The sequence below is a fragment of the Saccharothrix espanaensis DSM 44229 genome (genome assembly GCF_000328705.1).
Lineage (GTDB): Bacteria > Actinomycetota > Actinomycetes > Mycobacteriales > Pseudonocardiaceae > Actinosynnema > Actinosynnema espanaense.
Map to the genome: position 1 here is coordinate 4,108,973 of NC_019673.1, position 20,846 is coordinate 4,129,818.

Below are 20,846 nucleotides of genomic sequence, written 5' to 3' on the forward strand. Positions count from 1 at the left end.
GACCGACACCGACGCCGGCACTGACGCTGACGCCGCACCGAGGAGAACCATGCGACGCCTTGCCAGGATCCCGGCCGCCCGGATCGCCGCGTCCGTGATCGCGGTGTCCCTGTTCGCCGGGGCGTGCGGCACCGGCGGGGCGGTCGACCCCGGCGCGGTGACCGCGAACCAGGAGGCAACACCGCCCGACGACCGGCTGGACCTCGACGCCGCCGTCGACGTGCGGCTGGTGCTCGAACCGACCGGCCTCGACCTGTTCTCCACCGCCGGCGCGGCGCTCGACCAGGTGTTGCTGGACAACGTCTACGAGGGCCTGCTGTCGGTCGACACCGACGACAACGACAAGATCGTGCCCAGGCTCGCGTCCTCGCACGAGGTGTCGCCGGACGGCCTGACCTACACCTTCCACCTGGTGCCCGGCGCGAAGTTCCACGACGGCACGCCGCTCACCTCGGCCGACGTGGCGTGGTCGCTGGAACAGCAGTTCGCGCCCGGTTCGAAAGCCGTCTACGCGGCCGACTTCGCCTCCATCGCCTCGGTCGCCGCACCCGACCCGGCCACCGTCGTGGTCACGCTCAAGCAGCGGGACACGTTCCTGCTGTGGAACCTGACCCAGCGCGGCGGCGCGGTCTACCGCAAGGGCACCGACTCCGCCTCGCTCGCCGGCACCGCCAACGGCTCCGGTCCGTTCACGCTGACCCGGTGGAACCGGGGCGCCTCCATCACGTTGAGCCGCAACGGCGACTACTGGGGCGCGCGGCCGAAGGTGGCGAAGGTGGTCTTCCACTACATCCCGGAACCCAACGCCGCCAACAACGCGCAGCAGACCGGCGAGACCGACGTCCAGACGGCGGCCGACCCGACGCTGCTCCAGCCGTTCACCGGGGACGGCTACACGATCCTGCGCGGCACCACGACCGACAAGTTCACGTTGGCGTTCAACGGCACCCGTGCGCCGTTCGACAACCCGGACGTGCGTCGCGCGATCCGCCAGGCGATCGACAAGCAGGACGTGATCAAGGCGGTGGGCGCGGGCACCGCGATCGGCAGCGCCGTCCCGCCGCAGGACCCGTGGTACGAGGACCTGACCGCGATCGACGCCCACAACCCCGACAACGCCCGGAAGCTCTTGGCCGGCGCTGGCTTCCCGAACGGTCTGGAGCTCACGCTCACCGTGCCCTCGTTCTACCCGCGCGCGATCGGCGACGTGCTGGTGTCGAACCTGAAGGACGTCGGGGTGACGCTCGCCGTCAAGCAGGTCGAGTTCCAGACCTGGTTGTCGCAGGTCCACCGGGACAAGGAGTTCCAGCTCAGCCTGGTCGACCACGCCGAGGCGCGGGACCTGGTCAACTACACCAAACCCGACTACTACTTCGGCTACGACGACGAGCAGGTCCGGCAGTGGTACGCGCAGGCGCGCACCGCGTCGGGCGACGGCGAGCGGGACGGCCTGCTCAAGCGGGTGGCGCGCAAGATCTCCGAGGACGCCGCCACCGACTGGCTGTTCCTCGACCAGACCCACACGGTGGTGCGCAAGGGCGTCTACGGCGTGCCGAAGGCGGAAACGAGCAACCGCTACGACCTCGCGTCGCTCGCGGTGGCCAAGTGACGTGGTTCCTGGTGCGCCGGTCGGGGCTGCTGGTGCTCTCGCTGGCGGCGGCCAGTGCGCTGGTGTTCGTGCTGCTGCGCCTGCTGCCCGGTGACGTCGCCGCCACGATCGGCGGCCTCCAGGCCAGTCCCGAGCAGCTTGCCGCGATCCGCGCCGACCTGGGCTTGGACCGGCCGGTGGTCGCGCAGTACGCGTCCTGGCTGTCCGGTGTGCTGCACGGCGATTTCGGCCGCTCCCAGCTCAACGGCACGTCGGTGGGCGCGGAACTGGGGCGCAAACTCCAGGTGACGGCTCCGTTGACGGCCGGTGCCGTCGTCGTGGCGCTCGTCGTGGCCGTGCCGTTGGGGACGTGGGCCGCACTGCGGTCCAGGTCGTTCGTCGGCACGGGGATCAGCGCCGTGGCGCAGATCGGGATCGCCGTGCCGACGCTCTGGCTGGGCCTGGTGCTCGTGCTGGTGTTCTCGGTGCAGCTCGGGTGGCTTCCCGCGCAGGGGTTCCCGGTCGACGGGTGGGCCGATCCCGTTGCGGCGGCACGGAGTCTGGTGCTGCCGTGGATCGCGCTCGGCCTGACCGAAGGAGCGGTGCTGCTGAGGTTCGTTCGGTCGGCGGTGTTGGGCGTGCTGCACGCCGACTACGTGCGGACCGCGCGCGCCAAAGGGCTGACGCGGACGCAGGCGTTGCTGCGACACGGTGTCCGCAACGCCGCGCTGCCGGTCGTGTCGGTGCTGGGATTGCAGTTGGCAGCGTTGGTGGTCGGTGCGGTGGTGGTCGAGCGGGTGTTCACGCTGCCGGGTGTGGGGTCGATGCTGGTGACCGACGTGGGCAACCGGGACCTGGTGAAGGTGCAGGGTGAGGTGTTCCTGGTGGTGGCGGCGGTGCTGGTGATCGGGTTCGCGGTCGACGTGGCGCACCGGCTGATCGATCCTCGGCTGATCGATCCTCGGCTGCGGGAGCCCCGGTGATCCGGGCGGTGCTGCGCAGGCCGACCGGCGTCTTCGGGCTCGCCGTGGTGGCGCTGCTGGTCGTCGGCGGTGTGGTGTCGTGGTGGTGGACCCCGTTCGACCCGCGGGCCACCGACCCGGGGCGGGCGTGGCTGCTCCCGTTGCAGCGCGGGCACCTGCTGGGCACCGACCGGATCGGGCACGACCAGTTCAGCCAGTTGATGGCGGGTGCGGGCAGCACGCTGGTCACGGCGGTGGCGTCGGCGGCGGTCGCGGCCGTGGTGGGCTTGGCGCTCGCGTTGGTCGCCGTGCTCGCGCCGCGCCCGGTCGGTGCGTCGGCGGTGGGGCTGATCGACGTGTTGGTGGCGTTCCCGACGTTGTTGCTTGCCATGGTGTTGGCGGCGGTGTACGGGAGTTCGACGGCGACGGTGGTGGCGGCGATCGGCATCGGGTTCGGCGTGGGCGTCGCGCGGGTGGCTCGGGCCGAGCTGACCTCGGTGCTGGGCAGTGATTTCGTGCTGGCGGCACGGGCCTCGGGCGCGCGGACGGGGCGGATCGTGCGGCGGCACCTGCTGCCGAACGTGGCGCCGACGTTGATCGTGCAGTTGTCGCTGGTGATGGCGCTGGCGGTGCTGGCCGAGGCGGCTCTGACCTATCTCGGCTACGGCGCGTCGCCGTCGTCCCCGTCGTGGGGCGGGATGCTGCACGAACAGCAGTCCTACATCGCGGCCCGGCCGCTGCTGGTGATCTGGCCCGGTCTGGCGGTGGCCGGTACCGTCCTGGGGTTCAACCTGCTCGGTGACGCGCTGCGCGACGCCTCGGACCCGAGGCTGGTGGCGGCGCGGTGAGCCTGCTGGAGGTCTCCGGGCTGACCGTGCGGTCCGGCGGGCGGACGCTGCTGGACGACGTGGGCTTCACCGTGGAGCCGGGGGAGCGGGTCGGGCTGATCGGCGGCTCCGGCTCCGGCAAGTCGTTGACGGCGCTGGCCGTGCTGGGGTTGCTGCCCGAGGGCATGGGGGTCGAGGGCAGCGTCCGGTTCGACGGGGTCGAGCTGGTCGGACGCGGCGACCGGGAGCTCTCGGCGGTGCGCGGCAAGCGGATCGCCATGGTGTTCCAAGAACCTCTGACGGCGCTCAACCCGTTGATGCGCGTGGGCAAGCAGATCGCCGAGCCGTTGCGGACCCACCGCGGGCTGTCCCGGAAGGCGGCGTTCGCGGAGGCGGTGCGGTTGGCGGACAAGGTCGGCCTGCCCGACCCGGAGCACACCGTGCGCGCGTTCCCGCACCAGCTCTCCGGCGGGCAGCGGCAGCGGGTCGGCATCGCGATGGCGCTGGCGTGCCGCCCGGCGCTGCTGCTGGCCGACGAGCCCACGACCGCGCTGGACGTGACCGTGCAGGCCGGGATCCTGCGGCTGCTGGCCGAACTCGTCGCCGAGGAGGGCACGGCGTTGCTGTTCATCACCCACGACCTCGCGGTGCTGGCCCAGGTCGTGCGGCGGGTGCTGGTGCTCGGCGACGGGCGACTGCTGGAAGAGGGCGTGCCGGCCGACGTGCTGCGCGCCCCGCGCCACCCCGCGACCCGCGAACTCGTCGCGCTCGCCCGTGCCGGGTCGTTCCGGCGACAGGAGGCCCGGCCGTGACGTTGTTGTCGGTGGACGGGGTGAGCCGGTCGTTCCGGCTGCCCCGGCGCAAGGTCTTCGAACGGGCCCGGTGGCGGCACGCCGTGCGGGAGGTCGGCCTGTCGCTGGCCGAGGGCGGGCGGTTGGGCATCGTCGGCGAGTCCGGGTCCGGCAAGTCCACGCTGCTGCGGCTCCTGCTCGCGCTGGACCGGCCGGACGCGGGCACCGTCCGCTACCGGGGCCGCGAGGTGACCGGCCGGGACCTGACCTGGTTCCGGCGCGAGGTCCAGGTGGTGCTCCAGGACCCGTTCGGCTCGTTGAACCCGAGGCACGTGGTGCGCGAGATCGTCGCCGAGCCGCTGGAGTGCCTGGGCCTGCCCGGCGACCACGGGGCGCGCGTGGCCGAGGTGCTGGCCGCGGTGGGGCTGGACCCGGACGTCGCGACCCGCTACCCGCACCAGTTCTCCGGCGGCCAGCGGCAGCGGATCGCCCTCGCCCGCGCCCTCGCACCGAACCCGAAAGTGCTGGTGGGCGACGAGCCATTCGCGGCGCTGGACGCTGCGGTGCGGGCCAGGGTGGTCGAGCTGGTCGCAGGTTTGGCCACCGATCACGGCCTGTCGCTGGTCCTGGTGTCGCACGATATCGGTGTGGTCCGACAACTGTGCGACCGGTTGATGGTGCTCAAGGACGGGGAGGTGGTGGAGCGGGGCGCGACCGACGAGGTGCTGCGCGATCCCCGGCACCCCTGCACCAGGGCGTTGCTCGACGCCGTGCCCCAGCTGCCCGGGGAGGTCGGGTGAGCACCTTCAAGCTGGGGTTCCACCTGCGCGGCGACCCCGACCCGCGCAAGCTCCTGGACGTCTTCGCCGCGGCGGGCCGGCTCGGCTTCGACGGCGGGTGGATCGGCACGCACCTCTCCTCGCCGCTGGTGTTCCTCGGTGCGGCGGCCGTGCGGGCACCCGGTCTGCGGCTGGGCGCGGTGGCGGCCACCTTCGCGCACCCGCTGCGGCTGGCCGAGGACGCCGCCGTGCTCGACGCGTTCAGCGGCGGCCTGCTCGAACTGGGCGTGGACGAGCCGGCGGCGGTCCGCGCCGCCCTGCGCGGCGAGTCGCGGCTGCCGGCCGCGCCCGCCCTGGCCGACCGGATCTGGCGGCGCGCGGCGGACACCGGCGACGCCGCCCGGGTCGGCCGTGACGGCGACGGCCTGCTGACCGCCGAGCGGCGGATCGCGCTGGCCTACGCCGAGGCGGCCCGCCGCCCCCGGTTCGCGGTGCCCGAGCCAGGCCTGGTCGACCTGCTCAACGCGCAGAGCTGGTTCCTGCCCGAGATCACCCTGGTCGACGTGGACGCGGCGGTCGAGGAGCTGAGCCGGCTGGCCACCGTGATCGCCCCCGCGCTCGGCTGGCGGCGCTGAGGGTGGGCGCTGAGGGCCGTTGGTGGTGCCGGTCGACCAGCAGCCGCCACAGGTGGTGCGGCCCGAGGAGGCCGGGCCGCCCGGCGGTGCGCGGGTTCTCGACGTGGACCGGTCGGGTGATCCACGATGGGGCGTCGGGAAGGGGGTCGCGGTGGGCGAACTGCCGCGCGAGGCGTCCGTGGTGATCATCGGCGGCGGTGTGGTCGGGGTGAGCGCCGCGTTCCACCTGGCCGAGGCCGGGGTGTCCGACGTCGTGCTGCTCGAACGCGCCGAACTCGGGTCCGGCTCGACGTGCAAGGCGGCCGGCGGGGTGCGCGCCCAGTTCTCCGACGAGGTCAACATCCGGCTCGGCGCGCGCAGCCTCGACGCGTTCGCCCGGTTCGGCACCCGGCCGGGGCAGGAGATCGACCTGCACCGGGTCGGCTACCTGTTCCTGCTCACCGACGAGGACGACGCGGCCGCGTTCGAGCGCCACGTCGTGCTGCAGAACCGGCTCGGCGTGCCCAGCCGGATGGTCGACCCGCGCACCGCGCGCCGGCTGTCGCCGCTGGTCGAGGTGGACGACGTGGTCGCCGCCGCGTTCTCGCCGGACGACGGCCACTGCACGCCCGAATCGGTCGTCCTGGGCTATGCGGTGGCGGCGCGCAGGCTCGGCGCGCGGCTGCTGACCGGCACGTCGGTGCTCGGCCTGCGGGTCGTCGGCGACGAGGTGCGCACCGTGCTGACCGACCGGGGCCCGATCCGCGCCGGCACCGTGGTCTGCGCGGCCGGCGCGTGGTCGCGGGAGATCGGCGCGCACGCCGGCGTCGACCTCCCGGTCACCCCGGTCCGGCGGCAGGTCCTGGTCACCGCGCCGATCCCGGACCTGCCCGGCGCGCTGCCGATGACCATCGACTTCGGCACCTCGTTCTACTTCCACCGGGAGGGCCGCGGCCTGCTGCTGGGCATGTCCGACCCGACCCAGGAGCCCGGTTTCCACCTGACCTACTCGCCCGACTGGCTGCCCCGCCTCACCGACGCGATGGCCCGCCGCGCGCCGCGCCTGCTCGACGCGGGCGTGCACCGGGGCTGGGCGGGCCTGTACGAGGTGACCCCGGACCACAACGCCCTGATCGGCCGCGCCGACTCGCCGTCGAACTTCCTCTACGCGACCGGCTTCTCCGGCCACGGCTTCCTCCAGGCCCCGGCGGTCGGCGAGGTGCTCCGCGACCTGCACCTGGGCCGAACCCCGTTCGTGGACGTCACACCGCTGTCGGCCGGGCGGTTCGCCGGCGACGCCCCGATCCGCCCGGAGGCGCACATCGTGTGACGGTCAGTGCGTTGACCACGACCTCGTGCGGCCCGTGGAACCACAACGTGACGTCCGCGACGTCGTCGCCGCACCCGACCGCCGCGTGGAGCACCGACCGCGCCCGGATCCCGAACGCCGCCAACCCGTCGCGCACCTGCTCGTCGGCCAGTCCCGCCGGACGGTCACGCACGCCGCGTCACAGCCAATCGCGCCGCTTGAACGTCACGTAGAGCCCGCCGGACATCAGCAGCATCGCCGCCGTCGACACCCAGAACCCCCACGCCTCGCCGAACCCGGGGTAGGGCACGTTCTGCCCGTAGAACCCGGTGACGGCGGTCGGGACGGCGATGATCGCGGCCCAGCCGGTGACCTTCTTCATGATCAGGTTGAGCCGGTTGCCCTGGATGTTGAGCTGGGTCTCCCGGATGGTCGCGACCATCTCGCGCAGCGACTCGGTCCACTCGCTCGCCCGCAGCACATGGTCGTAGACGTCCTGGAAGTACGGCATCAGCCGGGAGTCGACCAGGTCGTGGTCGCGGCGCATCAGCCCGTTGACGACCTCCCGCATCGGCAGCACCACCCGCCGCAGCGTCACCAGCGACTTGCGCAGCGCCAACGCCCGCCGTTGCAGGTCGACGTCGTTCGGGCGCTCCGCGAACACCTGGTCCTCCAAGTGCTCGATGTGCTCGTCCAGCGCCTGCACGGCCTCGAAGTGGCTGTCGACCACGCAGTCCAGCAGCCCGTGCGCCAGGTACCCGACACCGCTCGCGGCCAGGTCCGGCGACTCGTCCCACCGGGCCACCACCAGGTCCATGTCGAACCGGTCGTCGTCGCGCACGGTCACCAGCGCCCGCCTGGTCACGAACGCGGACAGCTCGGAGTGCTCCAGCCGCCCGGTCGACTCGTCCAGCCGCACCGCGTAGGCGGACAGGAACAGGTGCGTGTCGTACTGGTGCAGCTTGGGGCGCTCGTGGGCGTGCAGGGCGTCCTCGACGGCCAGCGCGTGCAGGCCCAGCTCGTCGGCGAGCCCCGCGAGCTCGTCCTGGGACGGCCCGCACAGGTCGATCCACAGCACGACGCCCTCGTCGTGCAGGTGCCGCGCGACCTCGCGGACCGGGAGCCCCTCGGCCTCCAGCACCCCGTGCCGGTACAGGCGTGTCCGTGCCATCGGCCCAGGGTAGATCAACTCGGCCTGGTCCGACGGGTGCGCGAGCGCCGCCGGTGGAGTCCGGGCTGGACGTCCTCACCGCACGGCGGGTTCCATCAGCAGGTCGCGCACCGCGCGCCGGGGCGTGGGCGGGACCGGCGAGCCGAACCCGATCCGCAGCACCGCCTGCGGCACCACCATCCCGCCCAGCGCGCGGCGCAGCTCGTCGCGGACCGGCCGGACCTCGATCGGCTGCGACAGGAACGACGCCGACAACCCGAGCGTGGTCGCGGTCAGCAGCACCCGCTGCAACGCCTGCCCGGCCTGCAACCCGCCCAGCGCGCCGTCGTAGAACGAGCACAGCACGACCACCAGCGGGTCGGGCTCGAAGTCCTTGCCGGGCCCGCGCTCGCCGGCCCGGAAGTCGCGCAGCGCCCACTCGTCCTGCGGCGCGGGCCGGATCCCGGCCGACTCGACCGGCACCCCGCCGTCGTGCGGCCGCCCGCCCGTCCACGCCGCCAACTCGGCCTGCACGCCGTCGTCGTCGGCCTGCGCCCGGTGCGCGCGGGCCACCATGCCCCGCACCCGGGAGCGCTGGTCGTGGTCGGTCACGACGTGCAGCCAGGACCGCTCCCGCTCGGCCGCCCGGACCAGCGCCTGCCGGTGCGCCACCGGCACCGGCACGTCGCGGAACGGGGTGCGGTTGGTCCGCCGCGCGGGCACCGCCGAGAGCAGCGCGCGGGTCTCCTCGTCGACCGGGAACCGCCCGCCCCGGCGCACCTCGGCCACCGCCGAGTCCGGCAGCAGCGACACCATCGGCCGGACCCCGCGCGACTGGAGCGCCAACCGCAGGTTGAACAGCGCCGCGCCGCACGCCAGCCGCAGCTCCCGGTCGTCCGGGTCGGTGGCGGGCAGCCGGCGGGTCGGGTCGGGGTGCAGCTCGATCAGGTCCGGCCCGAGCCGGAACCGCCACGGCTGCGTGTTGTGCACCGAGGGGGCCAGGGTGGCGGTGGCGAGCACCTCGACCACCGCGTCCGCGTCCAGCCCGAGCGCACCAGTCACCCCGTCCATCCCCGACACCTCGACTCCCGTGCTCGGACCGGAACCCGCCCCGGTCCCTCGGACCACCCCGTCCACTGTCGGCCCGGGGGTGGCCGGTTCCCACGGTCGAAGGTCCCTACCGGGTCGGGACCGGCGGACTTGGCGGTGCGCCGCGGCCGTGGAACGCTACGGTCCGTGGTCGGAGCCGAGGACGTGCCGCGCCGCCTGCTCAGCGGGCTGCGGCTGGACGAGCTGCTGGACGAGATGCGCGAGCGCCTGACCGAGATCGGCTCGACGCGCGACAAGATGCAGCGGCTGCTCGACGCCGTCCTGGTGGTCGGGGCGGGCCTCGAACTGGACTCCACGCTCCAGCGGATCGTCCAGGCCGCGGTGGAGCTGGTGGGCGCGCGCTACGGCGCGCTGGGCGTGCTGGGCACCCGCGACGACCTGGCGGAGTTCGTCTACGTGGGCATCGACCCCGACACCCGGTCCCACATGGGCCACCTGCCGGAGGGCAAGGGCCTGCTGGGCGTGCTGATCAAGGACCCGCAGGTGATGCGCCTGCACGACCTGACCGCGCACGACCTGTCCGTCGGCTTCCCGGCCAACCACCCGCCGATGCACAGCTTCCTGGGCGTCCCGGTGCGCGTGCGCGACGAGGTGTTCGGCAACCTGTACATCACCGAGAAGGCCGAGGCGGCCGACTTCACCGCCGACGACGAGGTGGTCCTGTCGGCGCTCGCGGCGGCGGCCGGCGTGGCGATCGAGAACGCGCGCCTGTTCGAGCGCTCCCGGATGCGCGAGCGGTGGCTGGAAGCCGCCGCCGAGATCAACACGGTGCTGTTGGGCGGCGCGTCGGCGGACGACGCGCTGCACCTGATCACCCAGCGCACCCGTGAGCTGTCGGCGGCCGCCATGTCGCTGATCGTGCTGGCCGAGGACGGCGACCGGCTGCGCATCGCGTCCGGTGCCGGCGCGCACGTCGAAGCCCTGGTGGGCCAGGTGCTGGCGGCCGGTGGCACGGTGGCCGGCGAAGTGCTGGGCTCGGGCACCCCGATGCTGGTGGAGGACCTGCGCGGACGCCTGGGCGAGACGTCCGTCGCCGTCGGTCCGGGCGTCGTGGTGCCGCTGCGCACCGGCACCACCGTGCACGGGGTCCTGCTCGCCGCGCGGGAGAAGGGCAGCGCGCAGTTCGGCGCGGACCAGGTCCCGCTGCTGGCGTCCTTCGCCGACCAGGCCGCCGTGGCGTTGGAGTTCGCCGAGAACCAGCGGGCCCGGCGGCTGGTGGACGTCCTCGAGGACCGCGACCGCATCGCCCGCGACCTGCACGACCACGTGATCCAGCGGCTGTTCGCCACCGGCATGAGCCTGCAGGGCGCGCTGGCGTCCATCCAGCAGCCCCGGATCCGGGAACGGGTGGAGCGCGCCGTCGCGCAGCTGGACGAGACCGTGCTGGAGATCCGCACCTCGATCTTCGACCTCCAGGCCTCCGACGACGTGCCGGGCCTGCGCAGGCGCCTGCTGGACCTGGTGTCGGAGGTGACCGCGGACGCGGCCGTCACGCCCACCGTGCGGATGACCGGCACGGTGGACAACTCGGTGCCCGACGACATCGCCGAGCACGCCGAAGCGGTGGTCCGCGAGGCGGTCAGCAACGTGGTCCGCCACGCGCGGGCCACCGAGCTGACCGTGACGGTGGAGGCGGGCGACCACCTGACCGTGACGGTGGTCGACAACGGCGTGGGGATGCCCGGCCAGGTGGCCCGCAGCGGCCTGCACAACCTGCAACGCCGGGCGACCGCGCTGGGCGGCACCCTCTCCGTGGCGCCCGACACCGCCGGCGGCACCCGTCTGTCCTGGCAGGTCCCCCTGGCCTGACCGCGGGACGGCCGCGCGCCGGCCGTCGACGGGGAAGGCGGGGTCAGGACCAGTCGGCGCAGGGCACGACGGTGAACCCCCGGCTGGGGAAGACGGCGTCCACGAAGAAGTCGTGCATCGCCTGGTCGGCGTCGGCGCAGCCGTCGCGCAGGACGGTCACGTGGTAGCCGCGGTCGGCCGCGTCGTAGGCGGTCGCGGCGACCATCGCGCTGGTCGCGACCCCGGCGATCACGACCGTGTCGACCTTGCGGGCGCGCAGCACGATGTCGAGGTCGGTGCCGGCGAACGCGCTGGCGCGGCGTTTGAGCACGACCACGTCCTCGTCGGCGACCGGGAGATCGACCACGGTCCCGGCCGAGCCCTCGTGGAAGGCGTCTCCGGCGTCGAAGAACCCCCGGTACAGCGCGTTGTCCGGCGGCAGGTCGGCCCCGTTGGGGCGGAAGGCGATGTGCACGAACACCACCAGCGCGCCGGCCGCACGGGCACGGGGCAGCAGCTCGGTGATCGGCGGCAGGACCTGTCGGGCGAACGGGAAGTCGCCCGTGATGCCGCGCTGGAGGTCGCCGATGATCAGTGCGGTGGTCAAGACTGGCTCCCGTGATCGCGAAGGTCGGCAGTGCGCGGTTGAAGCTACCTGCCGGGCCTCGATGCGATTGCCGGACTCGGTACGTTGGGGTGGCTTGCCGAATGTGCGAGCCGAAGTGTGCGAGCCGACGTCGTTCAGGGAGGCCGGGTGGGTGTGCCGGCGGGTGGGGGTCCCGCGGTGCCGGAAGGGGTGTCGCGCGCGGCGACCCGGGTCGACTGGGGCAGGGCGTCGATCCGCGCCGACCCGGACCACAAGAGCGCCGCCGGCCGGTACGGCGTGATCAGCGCCTTGACGGCCGCCGGTGTCGACTCGGCGCACATCAGCGTCTACTACGACGAGGACGATCACGGCGTGTACTGGGTGGTCGACCCGCGACGAGGCCGCAGTGTCGTGTTGACCGACGACACGGAGAGCTACGCGGGTTGGCTGGAAGGGCCGTGGCCGTTCGTCGCCATCTTCCGCGACGCGGCCGGTGTCGTCCGCACCGACGTCGACCTCTCCCTCGACACCCTGCTGACCCGGACCATCGCGTGGTGCACCGACCGGTAGCGCCCGGCGGGTTGGCCGGCCGGCGTAACGGGTAGCACCTCAACGCCCGTGGTGTGCGGGCGGATGACGGAGGCGGGAGGCGGGGGCATGGGGTTGGCGGACTCCTCCCGTGAGCGGGGCGAACCGGCGTCGGCGGCCGAGGGCGGGCACCACGACCTGGTGGCGCAGCCGCACCGGGGCGACGAGGAGGGGCCGGTCGCCGAGGCCGAGGCCATCGCGGCCGAGATCAGCACCCCGCAGCAGCCGCTGGGCCGGCCCGGCAAGCCGCTCAACCACCGCTCGCCGTTCTTCGTCGGCATGCTCGGTGCCGCCGGCGTGGCCACCACCTACCTGCTGGCCCAGCTGGTGGTCACCGCGCAGGACATGCTGGTGTTGTTCGGCCTGGCGTGGTTCATCGCGATCGGGCTGGAGCCGGGGGTGTCCTGGCTGGTCGGCCGCGGCCTGCCGCGCTGGGCCGCGGTGACGGCGGTGTTCGTCGGGGTGCTCGGGCTGGTGGGCGGGTTCCTGGCCGCGGCGATCCCGGTGATCGTCGACCAGGCCGGGCAGTTCACCGACCAGGTCCCCGGGCACCTGCGGGCGTTGCAGGACAGCCACTCCACGCTCGGGCAGCTGGAAACGCGCTTCGGGATCCGCGAGCGGGTGGAGAGCCTGTTCACCGGCGGCTCCCAGGACTGGATGAGCGGCGTGCTCGGTGCCGGGCAGGCGGTGCTGGGCGCGCTGGGCGACTTCCTGGTCGTGATGGTGCTGATGGTGTACTTCCTGGCCGACCTGCCGCGCATCCGCCAGGGCCTGTACCGGCTGGTGCCCCACTCGCGCCGGCCGCGGGTCATCCTCATCGGTGACGAGATCTTCGCCAAGGTCGGCGGCTACGTCCTGGGCAACCTGGCCATCTCGCTGATCGCCGGCGTGCTGACCTTCCTGTGGCTGCTGGCCTTCGGCGTCCCCTACGCCCTGCTGCTGGCCGTCACCGTCGCCCTGCTCGACCTGGTCCCGGTCGTCGGCGCGGCGCTCGGCGCGATCATCGCGAGCCTGGTCGCCTTCACCGTCTCGCCGACCGCGGGCCTGGCCACCATCGGGTTCTTCCTGGCCTACCAGGTGATCGAGGACTACCTGCTGGTGCCCCGGATCATCGGCCGCGCGGTCAAGGTCCCCGCCCTGGTCACGGTGATCGCGGTGCTGCTGGGCGGCGCGCTGCTGGGCGTGGTCGGCGCGCTGGTCGCCATCCCGATCGCGGCGGCGCTCCTGCTCGTCCTGCGCGAGGTCACCTTCCCGCGCCTGGACAAGGCATAGGACCCGCCTGCACGCCGTTCGGCGTACTGGCACAGGTCGACCCGCCGGGCCCCGCTCAGCCGGCCGGGATCGAGACGGCGATCTCGTCGCCGAGCCGGGCGCCGTCGGTCAGTTCGAGCTCGTCGCCGCTCCAGAAGCGGCCGGGGTCGTACCAGTTCGGGTTGCGGTCGGCCGGGAGCAGCCCCATCGCCTGGTAGGTCACCGCCACGACCTCGGCGCAGTACGCCGTCTCCAGCTCGGCGTCCGACCGCTTGCGCAGCGGGACGCGGCCGCGCAGCCAGCGCGAGGCCAGCCGGGCGGAGGAGGGGAACGGCGTGCCGTCCATCCGCGCGATCGTGCGCAGGACGGCGTCCTCGGCCGCGCGGGTGACCGGGTGGTCGAGCTGCCGCAGCCAGGCGCGCTGCCCGTACTTGCGCGCCCAGGTCAGCACGGCCTCGCGCAGGTCGTGCAGCTGCGCGCCGCGCTGCTGCTTCCCGGCCCACAGGTCGGGCAGCGACCGGCCCAGCTCGGCGTGCCACATCAACGGCGGCAGGTCGTCGATCACCACCGACATGCCGACGTGGTTGACCGGGCTGTTGGTCAACGCCTGGATGGCCCGGTCGGCGGCACTGCGACCGCGGAACACCCAGACGTCACCGGTGCGCGTCGCGTCGAGAGCCTCGTCCAAGGAGATGCCTGCCACGGGCAGTAGCCTAGGCACATGCGTTGGTGGAAGCTCGCAGGCCTGGCCGCGTTCGTCGGAGTCGCCGCGACCGGGGCCGTGGTCGCACGCGCCGAACGACGTCGTCGCGCCTACACCCCGGACCAGATCCGCGAACGCCTCCACGCCCGCCTGGCGGAGGCCGACAAGCCCGCCGGCTGACCTCGGGCCGGCGACGACGTGGTCCTTCGACGTCACCGGCCCTCCTCGGTCACGGCTACCGCGTGAACCCCTTCCACCACGGGTGCGCGCCGCTCGCTCGGGAGCCCGGAGTCGCGGCCGCCGCCGACGGGATGGGGAGTTCGGGGGAGTCGGCGGGCGCGCAGCGGGTGCCGTCGGCCGGTGCGCGCAGCGAGATCAGGTAGCGGTCCGCCGCGTCGCGCACGCAGTCCGTGCGGATGTACGAGCCGTGGCCCCAGCCCTCGTAGGTCAGCAGCACGGTCGTGCCCCGGGTCTGGCGGTGCAGGGACTTCGCCCAGCCGTAGCCGGTCGACGGGTCGTGCAGGTTGTTCAGCAGCAGGATCTTCGGCGCGTCGTCGAGGCGCGGCCGCTGCTGCGGGTTGGTCGCGTCGGGCAGGCCCACGCAGCCGTGCACGACCTGGTGCCCGAGGAACGCGCGGGACATGTGCGGTGCGATGTCGTCGGCGCGGCGGAGCAGGCTCGTGTACTCCCGCAGCGAGCGCGGCCGGATCTGCCAGTCCTGGCAGAACACCGGGACGAACGGGAAGGCGGTCGCTTCCCCCGACACCCCGGACACGCCCGACACGCCAGACACCCCAGACACCGCCGGCGCGGTCCGGCCCGCAGGGGCGGCGGTGCGCGCGCGGGCGACCAGCCACTCCGAGAGCTGGGTCCAGCTCGGGTCGTAGAACGACAGCAGCGCGTAGTCGATGATCTGGCTCGCGGACACCGGCCGCGAGGGGTCGCCCGGCTCGGAGATCTCGCCCCGGTCGGCGCGGGCGATCAGGTCGTCCCAGAACGCGCCGACGTCCTGGCCGTGCAGCGCGCAGGCCGGCTTGGCGTCGCACCACTCCACGAACTCGCGGAACGAGTCCTCGGCGGCGGTCGCGGTGCCCTCGTTGAAGCTCCACGCGTCGAGGCTGTGGTCGAGGTTCGAGTCGCTGACCATCGCGCGCAGGTTGCGGCCGTACCGCTCGGCGTACTGCTGGCCGATCAGCGTGCCGTAGGACAGGCCGTAGTAGCTGATCTTCCGCTCGCCGAGCGCCCGGCGGATCGCGTCGAGGTCCTCGACCACGGCCTTCGAGTCGGAGTGGTCGAAGATCGGGCCGCTGCGCTTGCGGCAGTCGGCGGCCAGTTCGCGGTTGTAGCGGCCCAGCGCCTGGAAGCCGGCCTGCGTCGTCGGGTAGGTCGACGGGCGGCGGGCGATCAGGTCGGTGGAGCAGGTGATCGGCGCGCTGCGCCCGACGCCGCGCGGGTCGAACCCGACGATGTCGAACCGCTGCTGGACCTGCGGGCTGAACCAGTAGGGCGCGGCGAAGGCGAACTCGACCCCGGACGGCCCGGGACCGCCGGGGTGGATCACCAGGCTGCCGACGCGGTTGGCCGGGTCGGTCGCCTTGCGCCGGGCCAGGGCGAGGTCGAACTTCGCGCCGTGCGGCTCGGCCCAGTCGACCGGCAGTCGCAGCGTGCCGCACTCCACCTCGGGGAGTTCCGGGCACGGGCTCCAGTCGACGGCGGCGGGCCGGAAGTCGTCCTCCGGCGCGGCCGAGGCCACGGCGGCCGGCGTCACCGTCACCGTCGCCACGACGAGCGCGAACACGGCGGCCAGGCCACCGAGCGCCCGGGATGTCGATCCCACAGTTGTCCTCCGAACTCCCACCGCCCATTGGGTCAACGAAGTGTTCAGGAGTAGGAAAGCGGACACAATCGGCTCAACGGACCCACTCCCAAGGGTGAGCAGGACTGAAAAGATGATCACGTTCGGTGGGCGGTCTGACGTGCGACACCGAGGCGGGCTGCCCGGTCAGGTCCCCGGAGCCGAGTCGTCCGAGCAGCCGACGACGAGGCGGTACCGCGTGCCGCCGAGGTCGAGCACGACCGAGAAACCGTCCTCGGACAGCGGGACGTCCTGGGCGGCGTAGAGCTTTGAGCGGCCCGGGACCGAGATCCGCACCAGCCCGACCCACTCCTTGAGGTGGTGCGGCAGCCAGCGGTGGTGGAACGCCGACAGCGTGGTGTCCGCCAGCTCGACGGCTCCGCCGGTGAACCAGTGCGACGGTGGGCCCTCCACCAGCCAGACCGTGCGACCGGGCAGGCGTCGCAAGGCGAAGTCGGTCGTCGTTCCGTCGGACTCCACTCGCAGCACGTCCCACTGGTCGCTGAACGACGGCGTCACCCCAGCAGCAGGATGATCGCCACGATCGTGATCGCCATCAGGCCGCAGAGCACCAGCAGGACCACCGGGTGCCGGCTCCGCTCGTCCGACTCGTGCTCCCCGGTCGGCGGGATCGGCTCCGGTACCGGTGGCCTCGGGCGGGCTTTTCCCGGGGCCGCCGGTGCCGGCAGGGGGACCGGCCGCTCCCCGAGGGCGCCGCCGGAGCGCTGCACCAGCAGGGCGAGCGGTTCGTCGGCGGGGTCGGCGAGCACCGGGAAGCCGGTCAGCCCGTCCAGCACGTCCTCTTCGCGGCAGTAGTTCGCGAGCACCGCCCGGCCCGGTGCGCCGTCGAGCAGTTCGCGCACGCGGTGCGTGAAGGCCGTCCGGCTGGGTGCCGCGTCGGCCGGCCCCGCCCACCTGGGCAGGTCGGTCCGGTGCCCGTCGTCCACCGCCTCGGGCGCGGGCAGGGCGCGCAGCCCCTCGCGGAACGCGGCCTCGACCAGTCGCCGGGTGGCTTCGTCGGGCGTGGCCCGCCACTCGGTGATCAGCCGCCCGTCGGGCGGGAAGGCGGTCGACAGTGCACGCGCCACCTGGCCGTCCTGCCCGGTCGACCAGAGCGCGACCAGTCGCGGCAGCAGGGCCAGGTCGTCGTCCTCGCCGTGCGGGCCCTCCACGACCACGACGAGGCTGATCGCGGTGCCGCCCGGCCCGACGGCGGAGATGGCGACGGGGGAGAGGTAGAGCCGCCAGCCGGCGTCGTCGGACTCGACGATGAGCGACGGCAGCTGGAAGTTGGTCGCGTCCCGGTACCCGCGCCACCAGAACCGCGCGGGCTGCGCGCCGAGGAAGGCGAACTCCTCCCGCATCCCGGTGCCGCGCGTCATCACGTGCACGCGCATCCCGGCCGCCGGGCTCACGGCGTGCACACCCGTTTCGAGTACTGGCGGCGGGCGAAGTCCTCCACCACCTCGTTGAGCGCCTGCAACTGCTCCAACGCCCGCCGGTGGCCGGCGTCGAGCGCCTTCGCCTGGCCCGACTCCCTGGTGTACTCGCCGAGCCGGCGCAGGCCGAGCCCCTGGAGCAGCGCTTGGCGGCGGTCGAGGAAACCGCGGAACTGCTCGTCGCCGTACATGCCGGCGAGCGCCCGGTCCACCGTGCGGAAGGTGTTGCCGACCAGGCCGCGATCCCGCTCGGCGATCCGGCCCGCGTCCTGCGCCTGCACGGCCAGCGCTCGGGCACGGGCCTCCTCGGCGCTCTTGCGCGCGGCGAGCAGGGTCCGGCACAACGCGATGAGCACGTCCTCGACGCCGACGATCGACAACGTCGGCCGCCCGCGCACCATGAACCGCCCGTCGAACCGGAGGTGCGTGTCGGCGTCGGGGACCCAGGTGCCGGACACGCGCTCGACGCAGCCCAGCGTGTCGACCGGCGTGTACAGCACCTCGACGTCGCCGCCGGCCTCCTCCTCGATGGCGTTGAGCACGTCGAGGTACACCGTCTTGAACCGGTCGTACAGCTCGTCGGACCGGTCGCGCCGGCCGCCGTTGTCGGCGAAGTACGACTCGCACTTGACCGGCACGAACAGCGCCAGCGCCGGCGCGTCGGCGTTCGCGGCGCGGCCGCGGGCCCACTGCCGGGCGACCTGCGCCACGTCGTAGGTGTCCAGCAGCAGTGGGACCGCGCCGCGCTGGGGGTCGGTGACCGCCTCCACCAGGACGGTCGCGTCCACCGGGATGATCAGCACCGAACTGCGCAGGATGAACTCCTCGACCGCCTTCCAGTCGCCCTCGCTGGTCAGCGGCCGGTTCGCCGGGTCGAGCCAGCCGCCCGGGAAGTCCAGCATCCGCAGCGCGACGCCCTGGTCGGACGGGCCGTCGGCGTCGCCGCCGGGGTCGAGCAGCAGCTCGAACGACACGGTCTCGTGGTTCGGGGCCAGCGCGCCGGGCGTGAAGCGGCCGGACTGGAGCAGCTGGTCGAGCGCCCGCGCGTGCTGCGCCATCTTGACCTCGGTCGGCCGGTCGTTGGCGCGGATCGTCACCGCGGAGGAGGCGAGCAGGCGCTGGCCGTCCCGGAAGATCGAGCTGATCAACGACGTCTTGCCGACCCGGGACGGGCCGAGCAGGCCGATCTCGAACAGCAGCTGGTTGCCGGTCACGCGGTCCTCCGGTCGGCCAGTGCCCCGGCGATCTGCTCGGCGAGCAGCGCCACGCGCGCGGCCCGCCGGCGCTCGGTCTCCAGCCGGTCGAGCTCGTCGGACCACAGCCGGTGCCGGTAGGTGCGGGCCAGCCGGGCGAACTCGGGCTCGGAGCGGCCCGAGCGGATCAGCTCGTCCTCGAACTGCTCGACGGCCGCGTGCACGACCAGCGACGGCACCACCGCGTCGCGCTGGAGCGCCAGCATCGTCTCGTAGGCGGCCTGCTCGGTCAGCTCGGCCAGCCGCGACTCCAGCCGGTCCAGCCCGGCCTCGTCGGAGGTGACCACGAGCTGCGCCATCGGTTCCCCGGTGAGCGGGTCGATGCCCTCCAGGTTGAAGCCGTCCAGCGCGGCGCGCACCCGGGGGTGCAGCTGCGTCCGGTAGTCCAGCCGGGTCTCCAGCAGGTCGGCGACCGCGTCGCGCAGCGTGCGGCAGGAGGCGTCCTCGAAGACCTTCGCCAGCAGCCGCAACGCGTCCTCGCCCCGGGCCGCGCCGAGCAGCGGCCCGAGGACGCCGGTGAACGCCTCGGCGACGCTGTCCCACGTCTGGTGCAGCAGGGTGGCGAAGTAGGCGTCGATCCGGCTGAACCGCTTGCTGATCTCGACCCGGAGGCGGCTCATCTCCTCGGCCACGAAGGGGCTGGTGTTGCGGGCCGCGCCGATCTCCAGCAACGCCCGTTCGCGCCACTTCTCCGCGCCCAGCCCGAATCCGTCCCCGATCCACTCCCGGATCTCGGTGAAGACCGCGGTCACGGAGTCGAGGTAGGCGTCGTTGTCACCGGTGTCCCGGGCTTGGAGCTGCAACCGCGACACCAGTCGCCGCAGGGCGAACGACACCCGTTGCCGCAGCGCGCGGGCCTCGCTGCCGACCAGCTCGACCGCTTCGTGCTCGACGGTGGCGAGGTCGCCGGTGGCCTCGACCAGCGCTGGCAGTTCGAGGTCGACCAGTTCGGCGGTGCCGGCGGCGCGCCGCATCGCGGCGGCGACGACCTCGTCGTCCATGGCGCCCAGCGTCGTCACGAGGTCGGACAGCAGCGGCAGGAGGATCGAGCGCTCGACGTCCTCGCGGTCCTTCAGGTCGGCTTCTACCAAGGTGAAGTACTGGCCGTCGACACCGGCGTTCACGTCGGCGAGGATCCGGTCGCGCAGGACCGCCACCCGTTCCCGCTCGACACCGGTGTTCAGCACGATCCGCACGAAGTCCTTGGGGCTGCGCACATCGCCGCGGGCCACGTCGAGGAGCTTCAGGGTGCGCTGGTCGGCCTTGCCGAAGTAGGAGCTGTCCCGGCTGGCGGCGGTCACCAGCAGCACGACGTCGATGCCGTGGCGCAGGCCCGCGACGTGGCTCTCCTCCGCGCCCGCGGCGAGTTCGCCCAGACCGGGCAGGTCCACCAGGGTCAGCCGGTGGACCTCCTCCTGCGGGAACGTGCACTCGATGACCGCTTCCCGGACGGCGAGGTAGCGGCGGTCGACCACACCGGCTTTCTCCTCGTCGTTGGTCGGGTAGGCGACGTACGGGCGCAGCCGGTCGACGTCCACGACCAGGTCCTGCCCGTCGAGCAGGCCGGCGTAGGAGTCGAGCGTCGCCTGCATGCGGCGCAGGCGCTCGTACAAGCCGACGGCGCTGTGCCGTTCGACGTCGTCCTCGGACGGGACCGGGTAGTGCCGTTCGCGGAACTCGGCGAGGGTTCGCGGGGCTCCGGCGATGCCGAGTTCCGCGTGGTAGGGCGCGATGACCTCGGCGAGGAACGAGTCGGCGGTGTGCGTGGTGAGCACGGCGCGCCGGGCCGTCGAGTGGACGATCCGGCTGCGGACCGCGGTGACGGGGACGTCCGGGCCGGTGGGGATCTGCTCGTCGGACAGCCCGGAGATCGACTGGAGCAGGGTGCTCTTGCCGACCCGGGCGCGGCCGCTGACCCCGACGCACAGGTTCTCGCGGGCCAGCCGGGACTCCACCGCCGACAGGGCGTCCAGCGCTTCCCCGACCCGGGTCGCCAGGCCCGCGAACCGGCTGCGCGCGTCGTCGTCGCCGATGTCGTGCAGGGAACCGACCGATTCGGCGATCACCCGCCACCGCGCCGCCTCCGCGCGCACCTCGGGTAACCGCTCGCGCCTGCGGCGCAGCACCTCTTCGATGCCGGTCGCCAACTCGCCCATGGACACTCCCCGCTCCGGATCGGGCGCGGTGCCCGACGAACGCGTCCGGGCCTGACGGTCGTGAGTTCGAACCGGTGCGCCGGGGCGTTACACGCGG

20 protein-coding genes are annotated in these 20,846 nt (G+C 73.3%); 11 read left to right on the forward strand and 9 right to left on the reverse strand.

Annotated features, from left to right (window positions below; translation table 11 throughout):
- Positions 1-49: 49 nt before the first annotated feature.
- The 7 genes from BN6_RS18245 (at position 50) to BN6_RS18275 (ending at position 6,891) form a co-directional block, all read left to right on the forward strand.
- Positions 50-1,609 (forward strand): ABC transporter substrate-binding protein, encoded by a 1,560-nt coding sequence (locus BN6_RS18245; RefSeq protein WP_015101171.1) that lies wholly within the window; start codon positions 50-52, stop codon positions 1,607-1,609.
- Positions 1,606-2,571 (forward strand): ABC transporter permease, encoded by a 966-nt coding sequence (locus BN6_RS18250; RefSeq protein WP_015101172.1) that lies wholly within the window; start codon positions 1,606-1,608, stop codon positions 2,569-2,571. Before BN6_RS18245 ends, BN6_RS18250 begins: the two co-directional genes overlap by 4 nt.
- Positions 2,568-3,398 carry an ABC transporter permease gene (locus BN6_RS18255; RefSeq protein WP_015101173.1) on the forward strand — a complete coding sequence of 277 codons (831 nt, stop codon included), beginning with the start codon at positions 2,568-2,570 and terminating at the stop codon, positions 3,396-3,398. Before BN6_RS18250 ends, BN6_RS18255 begins: the two co-directional genes overlap by 4 nt.
- Positions 3,395-4,189, forward strand: coding sequence for an ATP-binding cassette domain-containing protein (locus tag BN6_RS18260; protein WP_015101174.1), 795 nt, complete (start codon positions 3,395-3,397; stop codon positions 4,187-4,189). The genes BN6_RS18255 and BN6_RS18260 overlap by 4 nt, the downstream gene beginning before the upstream one ends.
- On the forward strand, positions 4,186-4,968 hold the full coding sequence (locus tag BN6_RS18265) for an ABC transporter ATP-binding protein (protein ID WP_015101175.1): 783 nt from the start codon (positions 4,186-4,188) through the stop codon (positions 4,966-4,968). Before BN6_RS18260 ends, BN6_RS18265 begins: the two co-directional genes overlap by 4 nt.
- Entirely contained in the window at positions 4,965-5,582 is a 618-nt protein-coding gene (locus tag BN6_RS44910) for an LLM class flavin-dependent oxidoreductase (protein ID WP_015101176.1), read from the forward strand. The genes BN6_RS18265 and BN6_RS44910 overlap by 4 nt, the downstream gene beginning before the upstream one ends.
- Before the next feature lie 151 nt (positions 5,583-5,733).
- Positions 5,734-6,891 (forward strand): NAD(P)/FAD-dependent oxidoreductase, encoded by a 1,158-nt coding sequence (locus BN6_RS18275; protein ID WP_408005339.1) that lies wholly within the window; start codon positions 5,734-5,736, stop codon positions 6,889-6,891.
- Between the two features lie 178 nt (positions 6,892-7,069).
- On the opposite strand, the gene BN6_RS18280 is transcribed toward BN6_RS18275, so the two are convergent.
- Both BN6_RS18280 and BN6_RS18285 read right to left on the reverse strand, forming a co-directional pair.
- Positions 7,070-8,041: a magnesium transporter CorA family protein gene (locus tag BN6_RS18280; RefSeq protein WP_085983508.1), complete on the reverse strand. Its 972-nt coding sequence runs from the start codon at positions 8,039-8,041 to the stop codon at positions 7,070-7,072.
- Positions 8,042-8,116: 75 nt separating this feature from the next.
- Positions 8,117-9,091 (reverse strand): Acg family FMN-binding oxidoreductase, encoded by a 975-nt coding sequence (locus tag BN6_RS18285; protein WP_041313179.1) that lies wholly within the window; start codon positions 9,089-9,091, stop codon positions 8,117-8,119.
- 165 nt (positions 9,092-9,256) lie between these two features.
- Between BN6_RS18285 and BN6_RS18290 the strand changes: the two genes are divergently transcribed.
- The gene (locus BN6_RS18290) at positions 9,257-10,939 is read left to right on the forward strand and encodes a sensor histidine kinase (RefSeq protein ID WP_041313182.1); all 1,683 of its coding nucleotides are present in this window, start codon (positions 9,257-9,259) and stop codon (positions 10,937-10,939) included.
- A gap of 43 nt (positions 10,940-10,982) precedes the next feature.
- Here the strand turns inward: BN6_RS18290 and BN6_RS18295 are convergent, their stop codons facing one another.
- The gene (locus BN6_RS18295; protein WP_015101181.1) at positions 10,983-11,525 is read right to left on the reverse strand and encodes a cysteine hydrolase family protein; all 543 of its coding nucleotides are present in this window, start codon (positions 11,523-11,525) and stop codon (positions 10,983-10,985) included.
- A gap of 177 nt (positions 11,526-11,702) precedes the next feature.
- On the opposite strand from BN6_RS18295, the gene BN6_RS18300 reads away from it, so the two are divergent.
- Both BN6_RS18300 and BN6_RS18305 read left to right on the forward strand, forming a co-directional pair.
- Positions 11,703-12,074 carry a hypothetical protein gene (locus BN6_RS18300; protein ID WP_158509405.1) on the forward strand — a complete coding sequence of 124 codons (372 nt, stop codon included), beginning with the start codon at positions 11,703-11,705 and terminating at the stop codon, positions 12,072-12,074.
- A gap of 63 nt (positions 12,075-12,137) precedes the next feature.
- Positions 12,138-13,364: an AI-2E family transporter gene (locus BN6_RS18305; protein WP_231905333.1), complete on the forward strand. Its 1,227-nt coding sequence runs from the start codon at positions 12,138-12,140 to the stop codon at positions 13,362-13,364.
- Between the two features lie 55 nt (positions 13,365-13,419).
- Here BN6_RS18305 and BN6_RS18310 read toward each other — a convergent pair whose 3' ends face one another.
- The gene (locus BN6_RS18310; protein ID WP_015101184.1) at positions 13,420-14,046 is read right to left on the reverse strand and encodes a hypothetical protein; all 627 of its coding nucleotides are present in this window, start codon (positions 14,044-14,046) and stop codon (positions 13,420-13,422) included.
- Between the two features lie 18 nt (positions 14,047-14,064).
- Here BN6_RS18310 and BN6_RS47425 point away from each other — a divergent pair, with 18 nt between their 5' ends.
- Positions 14,065-14,226: a hypothetical protein gene (locus tag BN6_RS47425; RefSeq protein WP_015101185.1), complete on the forward strand. Its 162-nt coding sequence runs from the start codon at positions 14,065-14,067 to the stop codon at positions 14,224-14,226.
- 55 nt (positions 14,227-14,281) lie between these two features.
- Here BN6_RS47425 and BN6_RS18315 read toward each other — a convergent pair whose 3' ends face one another.
- The 5 genes from BN6_RS18315 to BN6_RS18335 form a co-directional block, all read right to left on the reverse strand.
- On the reverse strand, positions 14,282-15,883 hold the full coding sequence (locus tag BN6_RS18315) for an alpha/beta hydrolase (RefSeq protein WP_015101186.1): 1,602 nt from the start codon (positions 15,881-15,883) through the stop codon (positions 14,282-14,284).
- A 165-nt stretch (positions 15,884-16,048) separates the two neighbouring features.
- The gene (locus BN6_RS18320; RefSeq protein WP_015101187.1) at positions 16,049-16,420 is read right to left on the reverse strand and encodes a hypothetical protein; all 372 of its coding nucleotides are present in this window, start codon (positions 16,418-16,420) and stop codon (positions 16,049-16,051) included.
- Positions 16,417-17,316 carry a hypothetical protein gene (locus BN6_RS46765; RefSeq protein ID WP_158509406.1) on the reverse strand — a complete coding sequence of 300 codons (900 nt, stop codon included), beginning with the start codon at positions 17,314-17,316 and terminating at the stop codon, positions 16,417-16,419. Before BN6_RS46765 ends, BN6_RS18320 begins: the two co-directional genes overlap by 4 nt.
- Positions 17,313-18,554, reverse strand: coding sequence for a hypothetical protein (locus tag BN6_RS18330; RefSeq protein WP_015101189.1), 1,242 nt, complete (start codon positions 18,552-18,554; stop codon positions 17,313-17,315). The genes BN6_RS46765 and BN6_RS18330 overlap by 4 nt, the downstream gene beginning before the upstream one ends.
- Positions 18,551-20,749, reverse strand: coding sequence for a hypothetical protein (locus BN6_RS18335; protein WP_015101190.1), 2,199 nt, complete (start codon positions 20,747-20,749; stop codon positions 18,551-18,553). The genes BN6_RS18330 and BN6_RS18335 overlap by 4 nt, the downstream gene beginning before the upstream one ends.
- Positions 20,750-20,846: the final 97 nt, after the last annotated feature.

Bases quoted from the DNA above. Each gene is read 5' to 3' on its own strand.
- BN6_RS18335 (WP_015101190.1), bottom strand. From the start codon at position 20,749: ATGGGCGAGTTGGCGACCGGCATCGAAGAGGTGCTGCGCCGCAGGCGC.
- BN6_RS18245 (WP_015101171.1), top strand. From the start codon at position 50: ATGCGACGCCTTGCCAGGATCCCGGCCGCCCGGATCGCCGCGTCCGTG.
- BN6_RS18285 (WP_041313179.1), bottom strand. From the start codon at position 9,091: ATGGACGGGGTGACTGGTGCGCTCGGGCTGGACGCGGACGCGGTGGTC.
- BN6_RS18305 (WP_231905333.1), top strand. From the start codon at position 12,138: ATGACGGAGGCGGGAGGCGGGGGCATGGGGTTGGCGGACTCCTCCCGT.
- BN6_RS18280 (WP_085983508.1), bottom strand. From the start codon at position 8,041: ATGGCACGGACACGCCTGTACCGGCACGGGGTGCTGGAGGCCGAGGGG.
- BN6_RS47425 (WP_015101185.1), top strand. From the start codon at position 14,065: ATGCGTTGGTGGAAGCTCGCAGGCCTGGCCGCGTTCGTCGGAGTCGCC.